The following is a 15,012-nucleotide window of genomic DNA, read 5'->3' on the forward strand; positions in this document are numbered from 1 at the left end:
TCACCGGAGACACCGAACCGGACTGCCGGTCCGCTACCGGCCCCGCGCCCGCGGGGTTTTTGTGACTGCCGCGCCCCACTCCGACCGATGACACGGACGCCGACCAGTGGGACACAGCCGGCAGCGAGGACGCCACGCGGCGGGTGGTTCCGGTGACGACGCGCGTCGCCGTCCTCGGGCCCGGCGCGACCGACGCGGCGGACACCGTCCGGGCCGCCGGCGGCACTGTCGTCGGGGCGCCCGCGGACGCCGACGTTCTCGTCGCACTCGGCGAGGACGCGCTCCTCGACGCCGCCGCGGCGGACGAGCAGTTCGCGCCGGTCCTCCCGGTCGGCGCCGGCCGCGAGTACGGCGGTGTCGCGCCCAGTGACCGTGAGGCAGCCCTCGACGCAGTAGCAGCGGGCGACTTCGTGGTCCGCGACCGCCAGACGTTCGCCGTCAGCACGCCGGACCGTGGGGCACGAGCACTCGCCGACGCGACGCTCGTCACGACCGAACCGGCGAAGATCTCGGAGTACACAGTCACCGCCGGCGACGACCGCGAGGTCGCGTCCGTGCGCGCCGACGGTGTCGTCGCCGCGACGCCGACCGGCAGCCGCGGCTACGCGACCGACGCAGGCGGCCCCCGCCTCGACCCCGAGGTCGACGCCGCTGCGGTCGTCCCCATCGCGCCGTTCCGCGTGGACCGCACGAACTGGGTCGTCGAGCCCCCGCTGTCCATCACCGTCGTCCGCGACGAGGCCACGGTCGAACTCCACGTCGACGGCCGCACCCGGGGCGAGATCGACGTCGGTGACGGCGTCACGCTCTCCCGGGGCGCCCCCCTGTCGGTCGCCGCCGTGCCCGCCAGCCGTCGGCCGCCGCAGGGCGATTGAGCGATTGGAAAAGACATAATACCGCGTCCCACCGAAAGCCGACTATGGTAGACCCCTCGGTCGCGCTCTTCGGACCTCTCGATACTCTGGTCGCGCCATACATCGAGTTCGTACTGCTGGCGCTCGTCCTCCTGAACTTCGTCAGCCGCCGCGTCGCCCACGGACAGCACGTCGAACAGGCCGAAGACGGCCCGGAGGCCATCACCCGACACCCGTTCCACTCGTTCACCTCGTGGGGGCTCATCCTCGCGAGCTTCTACTTCCTCACGCTCCACCACCACGCCGGCATGGTGCTGTCGACGCTAGTCATCGGTACGTATCTCGCGGACTTCTTCGAGTTCGAGGCCCGGAAAGTCGAAGCCCGCGAGGGCCACGGCCTCGACCGGCCGAAGGGTGCGCTCGTCGCGGCCTCCTTCACGTTCCTCTACGTCGGCTACCTCAGCGTGTTCTTCCTCATCGAACCGCTCTGGTCGGCGGTCATCTGAGGCTCTCTCCCACTCTCCGTAGCTGCTTCGGGCGTCCCTGATTCTCCGGCTGTCTGCTCTCCCGAGACCTTCTCGCCCCGCCGCGTGCTGTCCACCGACCACTGGAGTGGTGGCACCAGGCCGGCCGACTGGCGCTCTCTGGAGACGCCGACTGCGACCCACAACCCGGTAGTTCACTCACGGGACCGCCCGCACGGAGGCTCGGGCTGGGCAGACAAACACCGCTACTGGCAGTGGCGGCACCTGCGAGAGGACGGCGGGCGGTCGGTGACGGACGGACACCGGCCGGAGTCGTGGCTCCGCATCACTCCGGAGGCTCGCTCGCAGAGCCGCAGCTACGACAGGCAGTGAACCGGCTGGAACGCAGAACTCTCGGGAGGAGACTCGCCGATTACTCGCCGTTGTACTTCGCGTACAGCTCGCGGCCCAGCGGGATGCCGACCCAGAACAGGATGGCGCCGAAGATGGCGAGCCAGAACATCCCCTCGAGGAGAATGACGGCGAGCTGGTCGTACATCGTCAGGTTGTCCGGCACCGCGCTGGTGAGCTGTCCGCCGGCGAAGCTCGGCGTCTTGTACCAGCCAGCCAGCACCATCCACACGAGGCCCGCACCGCTCAACAGGCCCAGGCCCTTCATGAACTCGTCAGCCATTGTCCGCTGATTGGTCGTCGCTGTCCTTATCCGTTGCCATTCCGCGAGCCCGGAACCGGGACGCGAACGCGTACACCACGCCGCCCGCCGCGATGAGCGCGACGCCGAGCAGCGACATCGGCACGCTCACCTCCTCGGGCGCCGCCGACCCGGTGTCGGTCGCCACGTCCAGCGCCACGAACCCACCGACGACCGCGACGACGGCGAACAGCGTCGAGAACACCGTCACGGTCTTGTAGAGGCGCTCGGGGACGACGACGTCGCGCTCGCGGGAGTCGTCTGCCATCGACGACCACTCGGGCTGCTGGCTACTTTACTGCGGCGGAACCCCCGCCGTACACGCACTCCGCACGACGACACGGACAGGGCCGGCGCCACCACTGCTGGTCGAGTGCAACGAGCGCGCGACTCGCCACGAAGAACCGCGAGAACGAGAGCCGAATCGACGCCAGCAGCGCGAACGGACTGCGGCCGGTTACTTCGGCGGCCGCAGCTTGTAGTACCGCCGGTTCAGGTCGTACATGTAGCCCTCGCGCATCGTCTTCAGCAACGCGTACGCGATCGCGCCTGCGATCGGCGGCACGAGGAACGTCAGGTCGAACAGCAGGTGGGGGTCCAGCGGGATGAGGTTCTTCGCGGAGTACGTGCTGATGGTGAACGCGAACACCACGCCCATCACGCCGACGGACGCCCAGAACGGCTGCTCGACGGGGCGCCGGGCGCTCCCCTTGTTGAGGAACGGCACGATGGCGATGAACCCGACGATCACGACGTTCGCGAGCACGCCGTACGTCCGGTCGGCGAGCAGTTTCTCGCCGCCGAGGATGGCGAGCTCGGGGTTCAGCGGCCCGAGCTTCAGCAGGCCGAACGACCAGTACAGGTACCAGTCCGGCAGGATGATACTCGGCGTCGTCGACGGGTTCGCCGGGTCGCCGAGGTGCGGCGGCAGCGTCGCCGCCAGGAACAGGATCATCCCGACGAAGAAGCTCGTGAGCGCGAGGTTGCGCACGAGCTCGTGGGGCCACGTCGGGAACGCCAGCACGTCGCGTTCCACGTAGTCGGACTCCTCGCGGAGGTCCTGGTCCTCGCGGCGGGACCGCTCGAAGTACTCGTACGTCAGCCGGGACAGTCCCGTGGTGCGCTCCTTGCGCTCGCTCCACGTCGGGGTCTCGTCGTCCGGCGGGACGATGCCCGTGCCGTCGGTGCGAGCCTCCTTCTCGGTGGTTTCGTCGTCAGTCATTGTGTTCTTAGTGGGGTTCCGCGATGCCCTGCATCCAGACCAGTCCGAGGTGGATGGCGATGACCGTCGTCACCACGAACGGGAGCAGGAACACGTGCAGCAGGTACATTCGCTGGAGCGTCGCCTGACCGAGCGAGAAGCCGCCGAACAGCAACTGGGCGACCCACTCGCCGATGAACGGAATCGAGAGACTCATCTCGACGCCGATCTGGCCCGCCCAGTACGCCAGCTGGTCCCAGGGCAGGAGGTAGCCAGTGTACCCGAAGACCATCGTCAGGCTCAGCAGGACGATGCCGACGAGCCAGTTGACCTCGCGGGGTTCCTTGTACGCGCCCGTGAAGTAGACGCGCAGCATGTGCAGGAAGACCGCGGCGGTCATCACCTGCGCCGCCCACCGGTGCAGCGACCGGAGGAAGAACCCGAAGTTCAGCTCGGTCATGATGGCTGCGACGGTGCTGTACGCGACCGTCGCGCCCTCGATGTCGGCCGCGCCGGCTGCCGCCGACGGCGAGTAGTAGAATCCGAGCAGTGCGCCGGATATCGCCGCGACGACGTACGCCAGCGTGGAGAAGAACCCCAGCGAGTACAGCGGGTACCAGTACCAGAACTTGTTGTCGAGGTTGTACTGTTCGGTGTGGCTCTTCGGCATCTGGAGGTTGACCCGGTAGTACAGCGTCTCCAGCAGTTCCAGGTAGTCGACGATGCGCAGCCGGCGGTCGAGCCAGACCAGCACCGTCAGGAACGTGCTCTCGACGGCCGTCAGGTCTTTCTCCTGGATCCAGGCTTCGTGGTCGTGTTCGTCCTTGCGTTCGATGCTCATTGTATCAGTTCTCCGGCCGCGCGAACGCGACGAAGCTCCGTTTCACGATGCTGAACGGGTCGTACAGCGACTGGTGGCACTGGCAGTAGATCTTGTCCTCGCCACCGCCGTAGGACGCCGTCCGGAAGCCACTCGGCGCACAGCAGAAGTGCGTGCACTTGTTCAGGATGGCCATGAAGCCGCTGTCCGTGGCGGCCTCCAGCCAGTCGACGACCTCGCCGTCCTCGGACTCGATGGTGTCCTCGAGGACGGTGCTCCGGATGATCTGGACGGGGATGGTGTTGTCCGTGCCGTCCGACCGCCAGGTCGCCTTCGCCGGCTTCCCGATGCCGGCCTCGCCGTAGTCGTTCTCCCAGGTGTCGTAGTCCTGGAAGTCGTCGACGTTCACCTTCCCGGAGCCGGGCTGCCAGTCGTACGTCGACGTGCCCGAGTACCGGAGGTAGTTGTCGCCGTCGTAGTCCGGCCGCAGGCCCTCGTAGCCCTGCACGCCGCAGTACTGGAACCAGTCGGTGCTGTACTCGATGCCGCCGAGTTCCATCCGTGGCTCCTCGACGATCTCCCCGGTGTCGGTCTCGACCTCCTGGAGGTCGGGGTAGACGCCGCGGAGGTTGCCCTCGTCGTCGATCTCGATGGGGAGCATCGGCATCCCGCGCGGCGCGGGGCCCGCGGTGTTCTCGACGGCGTAGTAGTCCGTCGGCCCACCGCCCGCTCCCGTGGGGCTGGTCGTGGTCTCGATGGCAGCGACGCCCGCCGTCCCGGCGCCCGCTAGCGTCGCGCTTCCCACGACGCCCTTGACGAATCGGCGGCGACCGGAGCTCTCTGGGTACTTGTCAGACATTGTTATTTCTCCTTGTAGGGGTAGACTGCCTTCTTGAACTGCTCGACGGTGTCGCCGAACAGCGACGTGCCGTCAGCCTGTTCCTCCCGGATGTAGAGGTCCTCCCACTTGCGGCGGCGCTTCTTCACAATCATCACGTCCGGCAGGAACTCTTTCCGGTAGAGCATGAGGACGAACGAGAGGTCGATGAAGATGGCCGCGAGCAGGAAGCCGAGGTACATGTTGCCGACCGGGTCGGTACCGAGGCCGGTGACGAGTCCCCACGTGAACAGGGCAACGAGCACCACCTCGATGATGGTGAGCAGGACGATGGCGATCATCGCCGCCGTGCTCTCGCGGGCAGGTTCGTACCGGTGAATGTCGCCGTAGTTGGAGCCTTTCGAGGACATTATTCCTTGCTAGGTGCGCTGGCGTGCTGGGACTCGCCGTACTTCAGCACGAAGAACGTGTACACCAGACTCACGATCATCATGAGAATGGTGGCGATGCCGACGAAGTGCGCCTGGAACGGCACACCCATCTCGTGGGGCGTCCGTTCGGCTGCGCCGCCTTCGCCCTCCGGTGGTGCGCCGGACTCGTTGACCACGACTGTCCCCTCCATGCCGACGGAGGCGTGAGGGTCACAGACGTAGTTGTACTCGCCCGTCGGGCCCTCGAAGGTGTGGGAGTACTCGAACGGCGCCGAGACGACCTCCGTCTGGGCGCTCCAGGCCGCTTCCTCGGGGACGTCCGTCGCGTGGACGTTGTGGGCGACCGAACCCTGCCACTCCCACTTGACGGTGTCACCGGGAGCGACGTAGACGGTCTCGGGGTCGAAGACGTTCTGGTTGTTCGGTCCGACTGCGACGGTCTTCGTCGTGCCGCCGCCACTGTCCCCCTCGCTGCCGGACGTGGTCGTACCGTTGCCCGCTGTGCCATTGCCCGTCGTCGTGCCGTTCTCCGTGGAGTTGTTACCCTCCTCCTGCTGCAGGACGGCTGACGAGGACGAGGACGACCGCGCACCGGCTGCTCCGACGGCCGCCGCGCCGCCGGCCGAACCGGTCGCAATTTTCAGAAAGTCCCGCCTCTTCATACACTCCAGAATCAGGATGGGAACTGCATAAACCCACCGATGGCTCGGTGCCGCTACGACGCCCGTATCGGCGTCTTACGGGGCGTCTTCGTCCGGTTCGGCGTCCCGGTCGTAGCCGTCGGTCTCTGGCACGAACGGTGGCCGTTCCCCGCCGCCGACGCCCGCCGACCGAAGCCGGTTCCGGAACTCTTCTGCCCGGAAGCGGTCCGACAGCCGAGCGTTCGCCACGAGCATCAGCATGAACACGCCGAACACGACGAACCCGACGCCGGCGATGGCGGCGATGACCGCCGAGTCGCCCAGCGGGTGGAGGTTCATCGTCACACCTGCAATCTCACACGCGCGAGCGGACGACCCCTGCACTGGAGGGCAGCCCCGGACGAGCGGGTCGTAGATGAACGGCGACAGGAACAGCAGGACGCCGGCGGCCAGCTGTACGATGCCGACGTACTGGAGCAGCGACGTGCCCAGCCCGCCGCTGCCCTCGGGAATCTCTGCCGGGTCGGGGAGGCCCGCGCCCTCGGGTGGGTCGGGCGTGTCGTAGGTGTCCATCGAGCAGAGCGCGACCGTCGGTTTGACGTCCCGCAGCACCGTCCCCGACCCCTGCACGGTGCCGTCCGGGTAGACGACGGCGTACCCCTCGTCGGAGTACGCGAGCACGACCGGTTCGCCGTCGATGCTGTCGCGTTCGACGACGGCGAACACGTCACGCGTGGCGACCCGGTGGCGGAGGTCGTCAGCCACGCGGTCGAGCAGGTCGGCGCCCGTAATCCAGGTGTCGGGGTCGAACGCCGCCTCCCACTCGTCGGCGCTCATCTCCGCCATCTGCTGTGGCCCGAACTCCTCGAAGTCGTACTCCTCGTCGACCTCGGCGGCGATGTCGCTGGCGGTCACCGACTCGACAGTCCGGTCGGCGCCGTCGCCGTCCTCGTCGCCGCCGCTGCTACCGTCGCTCACCCGCGCTGCGTGGTCCGCCGGCTCCGTCTCGTCCCCGCCGGCGCTGGAGTCCGTCATCGACTGGAGGTTGCGGGTCGAACGGGTAAACGCTTCCGACCGACTACACCGCCGTCAGGCTGACACTCGTGTCGTTCTCGGCCACCGTCAGCCGGTAGTACTCGTACCCCCGGACCGCTCTGTCGAAGACGACCGCCCCGTCGCGCTCGACGACGACGCGGACATCGTGGCCGCGGTCGTGAACGGGCTGCGTCAGCCAGTGCTTGTCGCCGCCGAAGAGTTCGAACTGGGACCTGTTGCCGTCCGGCGCCACCGTGGCCGTGACACCGTCGACGTCGCTCGCCACTCGCACGGAGAAGTGGTCTCCTGCATGTGTTGTCCCACGCGCGGTGTGTAGCTCGGTCGTGTCCGTCGCCGTCGTGGCTGGTGCCGTCGTCGCTCCGGTCGTCGGCGTACTGGCTGTCGGTCCGCCTCCGCTGTTTGGTGTGCCGACGCCCGCACAGCCGGCCAGCACCACGAGGAGCGCGAGGACCACTGCAGGTCGGGGTGACATGTTCGGACCTTCCGGGAATGCTGGAATGCGTCTCGTGGGCCGCGAGTCGAACGCGTTTTGTCGCGTCGGTCGAACGACGATACATGGTCGAGGACGTGGTGGTCGCCAGTGTCGCCGGGCTGCTGGTCACCCTGAGTTTCCCGTTCTACATCTACGGCGCCTGGATTGTCATCGACGAGGAGACCGTCACGTGGGGCGTGCTCCGCCACCACCTCGCGTACATCTTCGTCGGGCTCACGCTCAACACGGTGCCCGTCGCGGTCTGGATGATACCCCGGCTGTTCGAACAGCTCGGCGGGTTCGCCGCGCTGCACGCGTTCTTCGGCGTGCAGGCGTACGCCTTCCTCGCGTTCGCGCTCACCGGCATCGTCCCGATTCTGCGCGCGAAACGCGAGTACAACCTCTACAACGACCCCGACCCCACGCTGGACATCGACGACATCCACGAAGACATGGGGGCGTGGCGGATGCGGCTCCGCGCCGGGGTCGCGGGCTACGTGCTCTGCTGGCTGATCGCGTGGGTCCTGGGCGTCATCCGGTGGGCGATGCGGTACCCGGAGATACCGGTCTAGCGCTGCCGGTACCAGGCGTACCCGAGGACGACCGCGAGTACCAGCAGGCCGCCAGCGAAGAACAGTACCCCGGGCGGAATCCCGCCCGCGGCGGCGTCCGCTACCTCCGCCGTGTAGTTGACCGCCCCCGAGTCGCCCGCTTCTCTCGCTGTCTCCGTCGTCGTCTCGACCGCGTCGTTCGACGCGATGCCGACGGCGTCGTCTCCCCCACCGCCGCCGTCGGTCGCCTCGGTGGCCGTCCCGTCGCCGGGCTGCCCGCCCAGCAGCCGCTGGACGACCAGACTCGCCGCGCCGAGCACGCCGACGACGCCGAGCAGCCTCGCCAGCCGGCTCTTCAGGGACGGCGAGGAGGCCTCGTCGGACGCGAACAGGACCAGCGAGTCGCTGGCGGGCGCGTACACCTTCATCTCGCGGCCCTGCTCGGAGTACCACGTGTCGGCGACCTCGACCAGGTCGGCGTCGACGAGCTTCTCGATGTGGTAGCTGGCGTTCTGCAGGGACGTGTCGACCCGGTCGGCGACGCTGGACGCCGTGTCGGGGTCCTCGTAGAGCGCCGCCAGTATCTCGCGGGCCGTCCGCGAGGACAGGGCCTCGAACACCTCGTCGGCGGCGTCCTCCCGGATGCTCACGACCTCCGAGCCGTCGCCGGTCTCGACGGACGAGCCGCCCGGGAGAAGACGGTTCGCTGTCATTAGCGTGTGTCTTGTCTCTCCCGTAGTAAAACTACTCGCGAAACTAAAACCACGGTTTCACCCCGGGGGTTCCGGGGACAAACGGCGACTTACCGCGCGTAGTCCCGCGGTTACCACTCGCTGCCGTCCGCCAGATCGACGTCGTGGTCCTCTTTCGACGACGGACAGACGTCCTCGAGCACGCAGCTCCCGCAGTCGGGGTTCCGGGCCGTGCAGGTGTCGCGGCCGTGGGAGATGAGCCAGTGCGTGTAGTTCTTCCAGTGCTCGCGGGGAACCAGCGGCATCAGGTCCTCCTCGATGGCCTCCGGGCGCTTCTCGTCGGTGATGCCGAGGCGGCGGGAGAGCCGCTGGACGTGCGTGTCGACGACGATGCCCTCGGTCAGGTCGTGGCCGTGCTGCAGGACGACGTTCGCCGTCTTCCGCCCGACACCCGAGAGGTCGGTCAGCGCCGACATCGTGTCCGGCACCTCGCCGTCGTGCTCCGTGAGAATCGACTGTGCGGCGCTCTTGATGTAGCCCGCCTTGCTGTTGTAGTACGTGATGGAGTTCAGGTCCTCCGCAAGCTCCTCCTCGTCGGCTTCGGCGTAGTCTTCGACCGTCTCGTACTTCTCGAAGAGGTGTTCGGTCTCCGTGTTCACGCGCTCGTCCGTGCACTGCGCGGACAGAATCACGGCGACCAGCAGCTCCATCCGATTCGAGAAGGTCAGCGAAATCTCGGGGTCGGGGTACTCCGCAGAGAGGCGGTCGATTACCTCCTCGACCTGTGCCTCGCGCGACTCCAGACGTGTGCCCATACCGTCGACTGGGCGTCGCCGCCCTTCGCTGTACCGGAACCGGGCGAACGTTCAAGTGCGGAGCCGGGACCACACCCGCCACGGCAGTGACCTGACCACTGCGGCGGGGCGTCCGCGGGAGCGCGGCACGCCGCCCCGCCGACCGCCACGTGCCGCCTGTCAGCCCCCAATGGAGAGCCACTCCGTTGCCCAGCCGCTACTCCCGGGGCGCTTCCGGGACGTTTATGCGCGCGACCGACCCGGGTCGAGGTATGAAAGCGACCGCGCGAGCCCACCCCATCCAGGGGCTCGTGAAGTACCACGGGATGCGCGACGAGGAGCTCCGGTTCCCCTACCACGACTCCATCAGCCTCTGCACGGCGCCCAGTAACACCACCACGACGGCGGCATTCGACCCGGACCGCGACGAGGACCACTACGTCGTCGACGGCGAGGTCGTCGACGGCCACGGCGCCGACCGCATCCGGAGCGTCGTCGACGAGGTCCGGGAGCGCGCCGGCTTCGACTACCGCGTCCGCCTCGAGAGCGAGAACAGCTTCCCGACGAACATCGGTCTCGGTTCTTCCTCGTCTGGCTTCGCGGCGGCCGCGCTGGCGTGCGTCGAAGCCGCCGGTCTCGACCTCTCGCTGCCCGAGGTCTCGACCATCGCGCGCCGCGGCTCCTCCTCGGCGGCTCGCGCGGTCACCGGCGGCTTCTCGGACCTCCACGCCGGCATGAACGACGAGGACTGCCGCAGCGAACGCCTCGACGCGCCCGCAGACTTCGCCGACGACGTGCGCATCGTGGTCGGGGAGGTGCCGGCGTACAAGGAGACCGAGGCGGCCCACGAGGAGGCCGCGGACAGCCACATGTTCGACGCGCGGCTCGCGCACGTCCAGGACCAACTCGTCGAGATGCGTGACGCAGTCCGCGAGGGCGACTTCCACCGCGTCTTCGAGACGGCCGAGCACGACTCGCTGTCGCTGGCCGCCACGACGATGACGGGGCCGGCCGGCTGGGTGTACTGGCAGCCCGACACGCTGGAAATCTTCGAGACGGTCCGGGACCTCCGCGAGGACGACGACGTCCCCGTCTACTTCTCGACGGACACCGGCGCGACCGTCTACGTGAACACGACGGCCGAGCACGCCGACGAGGTCGAGGCGGCGGTCGCGGACTGCGGCGTCGACACCGAGGTCTGGGAGGTCGGCGGTCCTGCGCGCGTGGTCGACGACGAGTCCGACGCGCTGTTCTGAGGCCGGCCTCGCCGCCGGGCGTACGGTTTTCCCGCCGCACTCCCTAGCGTGGGGTATGCGTGTCGCTGTGCTCGGCGCTGGCTACGCGGGCGTGGTCGTCGCCAACCGACTGGAAGACCTGCTGCCGGCGGACGCAGATTTAGTCGTCGTCGACGAACACGACTACCACCTCGTCCAGCACGAGCTCCACCGCGTGATCCGCCGGCCCGAGCTGGCCGAAGACGTGCGCGTCCCGCTGGCGGACGTCTTCGACCGGGCGCGGGTTCAACAGGGCCGGGTCGACGCCGTCGACCGGGACCGCCGTGTCGTCGAGTTCGCCGACGGCCGCGAGCTCGAGTACGACGCGGCGGCGGTGTGTCTCGGCGCGGAGACGGCGTACTACGGGCTGCCGGGCGTCGAGGAGCACTCGATCCCACTGAAGCGGCTGGGTGACGCCGACGCTATCCGGTCGGCGTTCGCGGACGTGCTGGAGACCGGCGGGACGGCCGTGGTCGGTGGCGCGGGGCTGTCTGGCGTGCAGACTGCGGGCGAGCTGGCGGCGTACGCTCGCGAGGAAGACGCCGAAGGCGACGTCGACGTCGTGCTCCTCGAACAGGAGGCACAGGTGGCGCCGTCCTTCCCGCCGGCGTTCCAGGACGCCGTCCGGGAGGAACTCGAGCGCGAGGGCGTGGACGTCAGAACTGGCGTGACCGTGACGGAGGCGACAGCAGACGCCGTGGAGACGGAAGCCGGGACGATTCCCCAGGACGTGTTCGTCTGGACAGGAGGCATCCAGGGTCCGGCTGCGCTCGGCGGCGAGCGAGCGGCCGTCCGAGCGGACCTCACCGTCGACGACCACACGGCGGTCGTCGGGGACGCCGCCCGGGTGGTCGACGCCGAGGGGAGTGCGGTTCCAGCGAGCGCGCAGACCGCCGTCCGGGAGGCGAGGGTGGCGGCGGAGAACCTCGCCTCGCTGGTCGTCGAGCGCGGCGACGGCGAGCTCGGACCGCGGCTCTCGCGGTACACGTTCGAGTCGCCGGGCTGGCTCGTGTCGGTCGGCGACGGCGCCGTCGCGCAGGTCGGACCGAGCGTGTTCCGTGGGACTGCGGCCACAGTCGCGAAGGCGGGTGTGGGCGTCGGGTACCTGGCGACCGCCAGCGGGGTCGAGGACGCGGTCGGGCTGCTGCGCGAGGAGTTCGACATGACCAACCCACAGAAGTAGCGGCCTACGTCGCTTGCGGGAGGTCGACGACGACGGTCGCGCCCGGTGCGTCCGTGTCTTTCGCCCAGGCGTCGCCGCCGTAGTGGTCGACGAGCGTCCCGGCGAGCCGGAGGCCACCGGCGTCGTCGACGGCGTCGATGCTGTCGTGGACGGCCGAGTCGTCGAACCCGGGGCCGTTGTCGGTGACTTCGAGGCGGGTGCGGTCGCCGTCCCGCTGCACCGCGACCACCACACGGGGGTCGTCGGCGTCGTTGTGCTCTGCGGCGTTCTCGACGAGGTTGTGGACGACGGAGCCGACGCCGTCGTCGGCGACCACGGGCGCCGAGTCCGGGAGGTCGGTTTCGACGGTGACGTCGTGGGCACCGGCGACCCGATCTGCGCACTCGACGGCGACGTCGGCGAGGTCGACGGCGTGGAGGTCTGCGTCCTCGGTGAGCGTCGCGACCATCTCGCCCGCGCTCTCGATGCGGTGGAGGGCCTCGTCGGTCTGGTCTTGGATGGCCGTCGCGCGTGACGCTAGCTCGCCGTTGTCGGTGCGTTCGGCGACCAGCGAGGCGTTCCCGTTGACGACGTTCAGCGTGTTCCGGAGGTCGTGACGGAGGACGTCGTTCACGAACGAGAGCGCGTCGTTCGCGCGGCGGGCGCGGTCGGCGTCTGCGAGCGCCCGGACGTAGAAGTAGCCGGCGACGAAGCCGGCGGCACCGCCCATGCTCGCCGACAGGAGCAACGAGAAACTCGGTTCGGCGAGCGTTCGTCCCTCGTGAGCGCGGATGGCGAGACTCGCGCCGGTGATGGTGGTGAACGTGACGGCGCCGAGGCAGCAGCAGACGAGCACGCGCCACTCGTGGTCGCGAGAGTACCCGGCCCGCTGGAGCCAGACGCTCGCGTAGACGAGTCCGCCGGCGGGGAGGGCGTCGAGCGCGAGCGAGAGCAGTGGTCCTGTCGGTTCGCTCACCGCTGTGAGTTCACTGGCGTGGTGGACGACGGCAGTGGCTGCGAGCATCACCCCCAGCAGAGCGACGAGTCTCGACGGACCGGCGACGGGCTGTCTCACGGTCGACACTTGATGGCGGGGTCGTCTTAACTCTTTGACACTCGCGGCTGGGTCACACCTGCCCGAGGCACCCCCGCCGCTCTCGGAAGTGCACGGACGGCGGTGTCGATGGAAACGACGTGGAACTATCCGGTGTCGGATAGGTCTCTCGCGTTGCTGGTAGAAACGCCGGCGTTACCCGCCACTCCGTCCTGCTGGCCCCCTCCTCGTGAGGTCGTGTCACAGGCGGAACGAATTTATATTATACCCACGCAAGGTCGTGGTATGACACAACGAATCAATCGTCGCAACGTCATTCGTGGCATCGGAGCGGCAGGCATCGCAGGCCTCGCTGGCTGTACGGGAGACGGCGGTGGTGGCGACGGCGACGGCGGCGAGGATACGACGACCGAGTCCGACATGGGCGGCGGCGAGGACACGACGACCGAGTCCGACTCGGGCGGCGACGGCGCCGACATGAGCCGCACCATCATGCAGGGCGTCCTCCTGCCGACAACCGGCGACCTCGCCGACCTCGGCGGCCCCATTCGGGACGGCGCCGTGCTCCCCCAGATCGTCCTCGAAGGAGAGACGGACTTCGAACTCGACTTCCAGGTCGAGGACACTCAGACGGACCCGAACGCCGCACAGTCGGCTGCCCAGTCGCTGCGCGCGGGCGGCTATCCTGCGGTGACGGGCGCGGCCTCCTCGGAGGTCACTATCTCCGTCGCGGAGAACGTCTTCATCCCGTCCGGAATGGTGGGGTGTTCGCCAGCGAGCACGTCGCCGGCCATCACCGACCTCGAGGACAACGACCTCATCTATCGGACGCCGCCGACGGACGCCCTCCAGGGCGAGGTGCTCGCACAGGTCGCCCAGGAGCGCCTGGACGCCTCGAACGCGGCGACGATGTACGTGAACAACTCCTACGGCCAGCTGCTCTCGGAGAGCTTCGTCACGGCCTTCGAGGAGATCGGCGGCTCGGTCGGGAGTCAGGTGTCTTTCCAGAAGGCGCGGTCGTCGTACACGTCCCGGCTGGAGTCCGCGCTCGCGGACGACCCCGGTGTCGTCGTCGTCATCGGGTACCCGGAGAGCGGCAAGCAGCTGTTCCGGGACTTCTACTCGAACTTCGACGCCAGCACCCCGATTCTCGTCACGGACGGCCTGCGGTCCTCGAGCCTCCCGTCCGACATCGGGAACCCGATGGACAACGTCACGGGCACCGCGCCGCTGGCAGCCGGGCCCGGCCGTGAATTCTTCGACGAGCAGTACCAGGCCGAGTACGGCGAGGAGCCGGGCGTGTTCACGTCGCAGGCGTTCGACGCGACCGCGGTCTGCCTGCTAGCGAACGCGGCCGCCGGCGAGAACGACGGCGCCGCCATCGCCGAACAGATGCGGGCGGTCGCCAACCCCGGCGGCGAGGAGGTCACGCCGAGTACGCTGGCCGACGGTCTCGCGATGGCCGCCGAGGGAACCGAAATCCAGTACAAGGGCGCGTCCAGCGCCGTCGACTTCGACGAGAACGGCGACCTGACGGCCGCGACCTACGAGTACTTCGGCTTCCAGGAGGGCGGCGGCATCGAGACCATCGACGAGATCCAGTTCTCGGCCTGAGCCCGACCCACCACGTTTCTTTCGCGCTCACCCCCACCAGCGCCGCAGCCCGCCGTCCAGCGGTGAGACGACAGCGACTTTCCTGCTCGCACTGGAACTGACGTACGTGACAGACACGCCCTCCGACTCGTTCGGCCCGGACGCACTGCTCGTACCCGCGCTGGCGTTCGCAATCGGAACGCTTGCCGCGGGCTACGCGACGCTGACCGCGTGGACGAACGCGTACCTCAACGCGAACCCCGAGACTGGCACTGTCTCCGGCGGCTCCGGGTCCTTCACGCTCGGCCTGTTCGTCGTGGGAGCGGTTGTCGCGTTCCTCGCGGTGTTTGTCGCACTGCACAGGACCGTCGACGCGAGCGAGTAACGGTCTCGGAGAACCGGC

Annotated in this window: 19 protein-coding genes; 7 read left to right on the forward strand and 12 right to left on the reverse strand. The window is 68.5% G+C overall.

The genetic code is table 11. The features are described 5' to 3' along the window. Positions 1-152: 152 nt before the first annotated feature. Positions 153-875, forward strand: a complete 723-nt coding sequence (locus LT971_RS11720; RefSeq protein WP_237007118.1) for an NAD(+)/NADH kinase — start codon at positions 153-155, stop codon at positions 873-875. A 44-nt stretch (positions 876-919) separates the two neighbouring features. Further along, complete coding sequence (locus LT971_RS11725) at positions 920-1,360, forward strand: DUF7313 family protein (RefSeq protein WP_237007119.1); 441 nt, start codon at positions 920-922, stop codon at positions 1,358-1,360. Positions 1,361-1,751: 391 nt separating this feature from the next. Here the strand turns inward: LT971_RS11725 and LT971_RS11730 are convergent, their stop codons facing one another. From LT971_RS11730 to LT971_RS11770, 9 genes are all read right to left on the reverse strand, one after another. Continuing rightward, complete coding sequence (locus tag LT971_RS11730; RefSeq protein ID WP_237007120.1) at positions 1,752-2,012, reverse strand: DUF7314 family protein; 261 nt, start codon at positions 2,010-2,012, stop codon at positions 1,752-1,754. Beyond that, positions 2,005-2,298: a DUF7315 family membrane protein gene (locus LT971_RS11735; protein WP_237007121.1), complete on the reverse strand. Its 294-nt coding sequence runs from the start codon at positions 2,296-2,298 to the stop codon at positions 2,005-2,007. The genes LT971_RS11730 and LT971_RS11735 overlap by 8 nt, the downstream gene beginning before the upstream one ends. Before the next feature lie 189 nt (positions 2,299-2,487). After that, positions 2,488-3,252: a cytochrome b family protein gene (locus LT971_RS11740; protein WP_237007122.1), complete on the reverse strand. Its 765-nt coding sequence runs from the start codon at positions 3,250-3,252 to the stop codon at positions 2,488-2,490. Between the two features lie 7 nt (positions 3,253-3,259). Further along, positions 3,260-4,072 (reverse strand): cytochrome b, encoded by an 813-nt coding sequence (locus tag LT971_RS11745; RefSeq protein WP_237007123.1) that lies wholly within the window; start codon positions 4,070-4,072, stop codon positions 3,260-3,262. A gap of 4 nt (positions 4,073-4,076) precedes the next feature. Then, a complete protein-coding gene (locus LT971_RS11750) occupies positions 4,077-4,916 on the reverse strand; it encodes a ubiquinol-cytochrome c reductase iron-sulfur subunit (RefSeq protein WP_425293283.1) in 840 nt (279 codons plus the stop codon). Further along, positions 4,913-5,299 carry a DUF7318 family protein gene (locus LT971_RS11755; RefSeq protein WP_237007125.1) on the reverse strand — a complete coding sequence of 129 codons (387 nt, stop codon included), beginning with the start codon at positions 5,297-5,299 and terminating at the stop codon, positions 4,913-4,915. The genes LT971_RS11750 and LT971_RS11755 overlap by 4 nt, the downstream gene beginning before the upstream one ends. Beyond that, positions 5,299-5,982: a plastocyanin/azurin family copper-binding protein gene (locus tag LT971_RS11760; RefSeq protein ID WP_237007126.1), complete on the reverse strand. Its 684-nt coding sequence runs from the start codon at positions 5,980-5,982 to the stop codon at positions 5,299-5,301. The genes LT971_RS11755 and LT971_RS11760 overlap by 1 nt, the downstream gene beginning before the upstream one ends. 75 nt (positions 5,983-6,057) lie before the next feature. After that, positions 6,058-6,996 carry a DUF7319 domain-containing protein gene (locus LT971_RS11765; RefSeq protein WP_237007127.1) on the reverse strand — a complete coding sequence of 313 codons (939 nt, stop codon included), beginning with the start codon at positions 6,994-6,996 and terminating at the stop codon, positions 6,058-6,060. A 43-nt stretch (positions 6,997-7,039) separates the two neighbouring features. Then, positions 7,040-7,489 (reverse strand): hypothetical protein, encoded by a 450-nt coding sequence (locus LT971_RS11770; RefSeq protein WP_237007128.1) that lies wholly within the window; start codon positions 7,487-7,489, stop codon positions 7,040-7,042. Positions 7,490-7,572: 83 nt separating this feature from the next. On the opposite strand from LT971_RS11770, the gene LT971_RS11775 reads away from it, so the two are divergent. After that, positions 7,573-8,061 carry a DUF7321 family protein gene (locus LT971_RS11775; RefSeq protein WP_237007129.1) on the forward strand — a complete coding sequence of 163 codons (489 nt, stop codon included), beginning with the start codon at positions 7,573-7,575 and terminating at the stop codon, positions 8,059-8,061. Here the strand turns inward: LT971_RS11775 and LT971_RS11780 are convergent. Both LT971_RS11780 and nth read right to left on the reverse strand, forming a co-directional pair. Next, the gene (locus LT971_RS11780; protein ID WP_237007130.1) at positions 8,058-8,753 is read right to left on the reverse strand and encodes an ArsR/SmtB family transcription factor; all 696 of its coding nucleotides are present in this window, start codon (positions 8,751-8,753) and stop codon (positions 8,058-8,060) included. The genes LT971_RS11775 and LT971_RS11780 overlap by 4 nt on opposite strands. 110 nt (positions 8,754-8,863) lie before the next feature. Next, complete coding sequence (nth, locus tag LT971_RS11785) at positions 8,864-9,547, reverse strand: endonuclease III (protein WP_237007131.1); 684 nt, start codon at positions 9,545-9,547, stop codon at positions 8,864-8,866. Between the two features lie 251 nt (positions 9,548-9,798). Between nth and mvaD the strand changes: the two genes are divergently transcribed. Beyond that, positions 9,799-10,782, forward strand: a complete 984-nt coding sequence (gene mvaD, locus LT971_RS11790) for a phosphomevalonate decarboxylase MvaD (RefSeq protein ID WP_237007132.1) — start codon at positions 9,799-9,801, stop codon at positions 10,780-10,782. 55 nt (positions 10,783-10,837) lie between these two features. After that, positions 10,838-11,983 carry an NAD(P)/FAD-dependent oxidoreductase gene (locus tag LT971_RS11795; protein ID WP_237007133.1) on the forward strand — a complete coding sequence of 382 codons (1,146 nt, stop codon included), beginning with the start codon at positions 10,838-10,840 and terminating at the stop codon, positions 11,981-11,983. A 4-nt stretch (positions 11,984-11,987) separates the two neighbouring features. Here LT971_RS11795 and LT971_RS11800 read toward each other — a convergent pair whose 3' ends face one another. Further along, positions 11,988-13,037: an ATP-binding protein gene (locus LT971_RS11800; protein WP_237007134.1), complete on the reverse strand. Its 1,050-nt coding sequence runs from the start codon at positions 13,035-13,037 to the stop codon at positions 11,988-11,990. 264 nt (positions 13,038-13,301) lie between these two features. On the opposite strand from LT971_RS11800, the gene LT971_RS11805 reads away from it, so the two are divergent. Then, positions 13,302-14,630: an ABC transporter substrate-binding protein gene (locus tag LT971_RS11805; RefSeq protein WP_237007135.1), complete on the forward strand. Its 1,329-nt coding sequence runs from the start codon at positions 13,302-13,304 to the stop codon at positions 14,628-14,630. A 106-nt stretch (positions 14,631-14,736) separates the two neighbouring features. Continuing rightward, on the forward strand, positions 14,737-14,994 hold the full coding sequence (locus tag LT971_RS11810) for a hypothetical protein (RefSeq protein WP_237007136.1): 258 nt from the start codon (positions 14,737-14,739) through the stop codon (positions 14,992-14,994). Positions 14,995-15,012: the final 18 nt, after the last annotated feature.

Origin of the sequence: Halobacterium rubrum, from assembly GCF_021729015.1 — an archaeon.
Classification (GTDB): domain Archaea; phylum Halobacteriota; class Halobacteria; order Halobacteriales; family Halobacteriaceae; genus Halobacterium; species Halobacterium rubrum.

Excerpts from the sequence above, each read along its gene's own strand:
- LT971_RS11725 (WP_237007119.1), top strand. The coding sequence starts at position 920 with ATGGTAGACCCCTCGGTCGCGCTCTTCGGACCTCTCGATACTCTGGTC.
- LT971_RS11730 (WP_237007120.1), bottom strand. The coding sequence starts at position 2,012 with ATGGCTGACGAGTTCATGAAGGGCCTGGGCCTGTTGAGCGGTGCGGGC.
- LT971_RS11735 (WP_237007121.1), bottom strand. The coding sequence starts at position 2,298 with ATGGCAGACGACTCCCGCGAGCGCGACGTCGTCGTCCCCGAGCGCCTC.
- LT971_RS11740 (WP_237007122.1), bottom strand. The coding sequence starts at position 3,252 with ATGACTGACGACGAAACCACCGAGAAGGAGGCTCGCACCGACGGCACG.
- LT971_RS11745 (WP_237007123.1), bottom strand. The coding sequence starts at position 4,072 with ATGAGCATCGAACGCAAGGACGAACACGACCACGAAGCCTGGATCCAG.
- LT971_RS11755 (WP_237007125.1), bottom strand. The coding sequence starts at position 5,299 with ATGTCCTCGAAAGGCTCCAACTACGGCGACATTCACCGGTACGAACCT.
- LT971_RS11760 (WP_237007126.1), bottom strand. The coding sequence starts at position 5,982 with ATGAAGAGGCGGGACTTTCTGAAAATTGCGACCGGTTCGGCCGGCGGC.
- LT971_RS11765 (WP_237007127.1), bottom strand. The coding sequence starts at position 6,996 with ATGACGGACTCCAGCGCCGGCGGGGACGAGACGGAGCCGGCGGACCAC.
- LT971_RS11770 (WP_237007128.1), bottom strand. The coding sequence starts at position 7,489 with ATGTCACCCCGACCTGCAGTGGTCCTCGCGCTCCTCGTGGTGCTGGCC.
- LT971_RS11775 (WP_237007129.1), top strand. The coding sequence starts at position 7,573 with ATGGTCGAGGACGTGGTGGTCGCCAGTGTCGCCGGGCTGCTGGTCACC.
- LT971_RS11780 (WP_237007130.1), bottom strand. The coding sequence starts at position 8,753 with ATGACAGCGAACCGTCTTCTCCCGGGCGGCTCGTCCGTCGAGACCGGC.
- nth (WP_237007131.1), bottom strand. The coding sequence starts at position 9,547 with ATGGGCACACGTCTGGAGTCGCGCGAGGCACAGGTCGAGGAGGTAATC.
- mvaD (WP_237007132.1), top strand. The coding sequence starts at position 9,799 with ATGAAAGCGACCGCGCGAGCCCACCCCATCCAGGGGCTCGTGAAGTAC.
- LT971_RS11795 (WP_237007133.1), top strand. The coding sequence starts at position 10,838 with ATGCGTGTCGCTGTGCTCGGCGCTGGCTACGCGGGCGTGGTCGTCGCC.
- LT971_RS11805 (WP_237007135.1), top strand. The coding sequence starts at position 13,302 with ATGACACAACGAATCAATCGTCGCAACGTCATTCGTGGCATCGGAGCG.